The sequence below is a fragment of the Mesorhizobium sp. P5_C1 genome (assembly GCF_054049815.1).
On record NZ_JBFULQ010000584.1, the window covers coordinates 1 to 3,248 of the forward strand.

The following is a 3,248-nucleotide window of genomic DNA, read 5'->3' on the forward strand; positions in this document are numbered from 1 at the left end:
CCTTTTTCGTCGGTGAACGTCAGACCTAGCGTTGCGAGGGCTRCCCGTGCCTGCTGCGCCCGATCCCAGCTCTCGCAGGCGTTCTGCAGAAGGCGCAAATGTTGGCTCTCGAGATCAAAGTCAGCGACCACCTCGTTCCACCAGCGGCGCGTCGCCGCGGTCAAGTGCTTCGGAGCAGACGGACCTTTTCGCGCGGCCTTGGTAGGCGTGGAAATGGGAACAACAGCAAGCTCTGCAGCGGATTTTGGTCCTCTAGAACCCATTTTCAGGCCTCCTCGCGCGCGTGGATTGAACCGGGGATACGAAACGCAAAGGTAAGCCCAGAAGCGGTCTAAGCCCCCGTCTCGGCTTTTCGTCGAGACCCCCTATACCCTGGGTTGTAGTCACGCTGCCTCGACGTTGACGGCTCGCAGCTTGCCCGTGCGGCTGTCGACCTGGCTGCTGAACGACACTCGCTCTCCGACGCGCAGCGCATCAATGCTGTCGGGCAATGCGGTGACGTGAACGAACAGGTCAGCGCCACCATCATGGGGCGCGATGAAGCCATAGGCCGAGCCGGGCACCCACGTGACCACGGTACCGGTTTGCCGGTCTTGATTAGGCATCTTGAATTCCTTGTGCGAAAGAGAAAGCCCAGCGACTGAGGGCAGACGGACACCTCGTCGCTGGGCTTCGGGCTGCCCGTCTCTTGGCTCCCAAAACTTGATTGATTATGACCGGAGCTGAGCGAGCTTGCGCCGTGCTGCATCGAGGCGAGGCGTCTGGCTAGTCGATCTTCCGGTGATCAAAGCGCTCGAGTTGGCGGGCACACTGACAAAGCTGAACTCAAGCATCTCGCTGCTGGTGAAGCGCTGGCCGCCGTAAGGCTTCGACGCATCAATCGGCGCACTCTTCAGAGGCACGAAGCCGATGCTCGTCGAGTTGATGACGCCAGCCTTTATCAGGCCATAGACCTCATCCGACTTTGCACTGACGCCAGCATCGGGGAACTGCACAAGAGCGACGAGCTTGCCGCCTTCAACATTGACGCTGAGTGCCTTGGCGATCGGGTGATCTGCATCGTGCTGCCAGAGGATAGTCGGCGAGCGGCGGAAGGCATCGAGCTTGATGCCGGCCTGTTCGATAATGTCGCCCATTCGGTCGACCTCGCCGGTAGACACAATGGCACGGACCTGTCGGGATCCGATACCATCGCCGGCAAACTTCAGGACTGCGTGAGCGGAGGAGCGTTTGATCTCAGTCATCTCAATTGCCCACCAGCGCAACGAGCGGACCGGCAACAGTGTTGCTGCCCAAGTCATGGACGTTGATGTCGAAACGCTCTGTCGCGCGGACGCCGACCTGGTCGTATTCGAGGTAGCGCTCCTCAGTCTTCTTAACGGTGATGCCTCGCCGGTCGCCGAGTGTCGCGGCCATCGACAGGTCGCCGAAGAAAATCATCGCCTTGCCGGACTGATCGCCTGCACCCAGCAAGCTCGGGACAGGCTCAATCGGCCAAGAGAGATACTGCATTGCAGGCCGTGGCCCGGTGGCGGTCATCGTCATGCCGGCCGCTGTGGCGCCCAAGCGTGCGAATGTGCGACCTAAAGCGTAGCTCGAGCAGTACCATTTCGCGCTCGGCAGGGCGTACTCTGGGCACAGCGCCACAAGCGCACCTAAGTCCGCGGCGTCAAGTTCGTCAAAAGTGTCGTGGGAGGTTCCCGGCGCCGTGATGACGGACGCGGTATGATTGCCATCGATGATCTTCGTTGAGACGCCAGTGATACCGCCATAGGCGCCGGTTCCGTCTCCGTTCCAGCCGCAGGAATCCTCGAGTGCAGCCAAAGCGTATGCGGCATCTTCGGCGAAATCCTGGCCGAGGTCGACGGTTTCATCCTCGCCAAGTTCGCTCGAAATGCGCGACAATGCTGCGGCTTTCTTGGCGTTGAGGGTCACGGAACTCCAGGTTCTGTCCTGCTCAGAAATCGCGGCATTTTCGCCTACGAAAGCAGCCGTGAGTCCGGTGTCGAGCCGCGGGAACGAACGTGTGTCCGAGCCCATCCTTTTAACGGATGCGTTGCGCCGAAATGTTCCAACCAAAGCGCGGATCTTGATGATTCCGGCCTCGATTTCAGTCGGGACAAGATAGCCGCCGAATGTGCCGTTGGCTTCGGCTTGCGAGGTCAGCGTCTTGGTCTCGCCCTGCGCCTTCTCGAGACGCACCCCGCTTTTCGCGCACCAGGCTGTGGCAACATCGTCGCCCTTGTGCAGCGCAGCTCGGAAAAACATGCCGGCCTTCAAGGCGTCGGCGTCGTTATCGAAGGCGCGAACACGTGCGCCTGTGTTAAAAAGTTCATGCCGCATTTAGAATTTCCTTTTTGCTAATGATCCCGGCCGCAATGGCGGATTCGAGAAAGACGTACGCTCCGTCGCCGACCACTGGCGGGCCGAACAGCGGCCCGCTGGTGACGTCGCAGATCAAGTTTGGACTGGTCCGGGCAACGCGGCGGATGCGCTCACGGAAGTCGAAGGCCGCGGCGTTGATGCGCCGAAGTGCGAGAACAGCCAGGGCGCGTTGCCGCACGATTTCCCGCCATTCCGCCGCCGATTCTTGGAGCATCTCTGCAGCAGCGATGCGCCGGGCTGTGTTCTCGAGCTCGGCCAGCGCGTCTAGCGCGAAGGAGACCGCCTGACGCTCGAGAATGAGATGGTGAAGATTTTCTCCTGGTGTTGGCAAGCGTTCGGCCGGAGCCGCGGAGCCTTCGAGCAGCGCAGCAGCCAAATCCCTCACGTTAGCGCCAGCGGCCGGTAGTTCAGGTCGGATACCGGCCTGCTCGAGTTCGATCTGCTCGGCGAGTAGTTCCTTGTCGCGCGCCTTGAGTGATGCAGCCTTGATCTGAATTGCCTCGAATTCCTGAGCGGCGGTTGTCTCCGGTGGTCGTTTCGCGGTTGCCATGTCTATTCCTTCCATGATCTCGAAAAGCGGTACCCCGCCCACCTCCGACGAGGCGAGCGGGGTCGATCAACGACTGGCCGCTGACTGCGGCAGTCGGATTTTGGGAAAAGGGGCGTACCCGAAGGTGCGCAATTGACCGCGCCATGCGGTACTTCCACAAAAAGCGCGTTAGCGAATGACGGTGACGAGGCGTCAGGCGCAAAAGAAAGGGACGCCGAAGCGCCCCGATTTCGTTGTTGTTGCCCTATAGGTTTTTCGGGTCCACGATTTGGCACTTCCGAAGATTGCAACACTTATTCACTGTAGCATCTGG

At 60.3% G+C, this 3,248-nt stretch carries 4 protein-coding genes and 1 pseudogene; all 5 read right to left on the bottom strand.

The window, feature by feature from the left end:
- A pseudogene (locus tag ACXJ7R_RS28270) lies at positions 1 to 263 on the bottom strand (hypothetical protein); the annotation flags it as partial.
- Between the two features lie 120 nt (positions 264 to 383).
- On the bottom strand, positions 384 to 605 hold the full coding sequence (locus ACXJ7R_RS28275; RefSeq protein WP_457154701.1) for a cold-shock protein: 222 nt from the start codon (positions 603 to 605) through the stop codon (positions 384 to 386).
- Between the two features lie 105 nt (positions 606 to 710).
- The gene (locus ACXJ7R_RS28280) at positions 711 to 1,244 is read right to left on the bottom strand and encodes an HK97 family phage prohead protease (protein ID WP_457154702.1); all 534 of its coding nucleotides are present in this window, start codon (positions 1,242 to 1,244) and stop codon (positions 711 to 713) included.
- A 1-nt stretch (position 1,245) separates the two neighbouring features.
- Positions 1,246 to 2,343 carry a phage major capsid protein gene (locus ACXJ7R_RS28285; RefSeq protein ID WP_457154703.1) on the bottom strand — a complete coding sequence of 366 codons (1,098 nt, stop codon included), beginning with the start codon at positions 2,341 to 2,343 and terminating at the stop codon, positions 1,246 to 1,248.
- Positions 2,333 to 2,935: a hypothetical protein gene (locus ACXJ7R_RS28290; protein ID WP_457154704.1), complete on the bottom strand. Its 603-nt coding sequence runs from the start codon at positions 2,933 to 2,935 to the stop codon at positions 2,333 to 2,335. The genes ACXJ7R_RS28285 and ACXJ7R_RS28290 overlap by 11 nt, the downstream gene beginning before the upstream one ends.
- Positions 2,936 to 3,248: the final 313 nt, after the last annotated feature.

Bases quoted from the DNA above. Each gene is read 5' to 3' on its own strand.
- ACXJ7R_RS28275 (WP_457154701.1), bottom strand. From the start codon at position 605: ATGCCTAATCAAGACCGGCAAACCGGTACCGTGGTCACGTGGGTGCCC.
- ACXJ7R_RS28280 (WP_457154702.1), bottom strand. From the start codon at position 1,244: ATGACTGAGATCAAACGCTCCTCCGCTCACGCAGTCCTGAAGTTTGCC.
- ACXJ7R_RS28285 (WP_457154703.1), bottom strand. From the start codon at position 2,343: ATGCGGCATGAACTTTTTAACACAGGCGCACGTGTTCGCGCCTTCGAT.
- ACXJ7R_RS28290 (WP_457154704.1), bottom strand. From the start codon at position 2,935: ATGGCAACCGCGAAACGACCACCGGAGACAACCGCCGCTCAGGAATTC.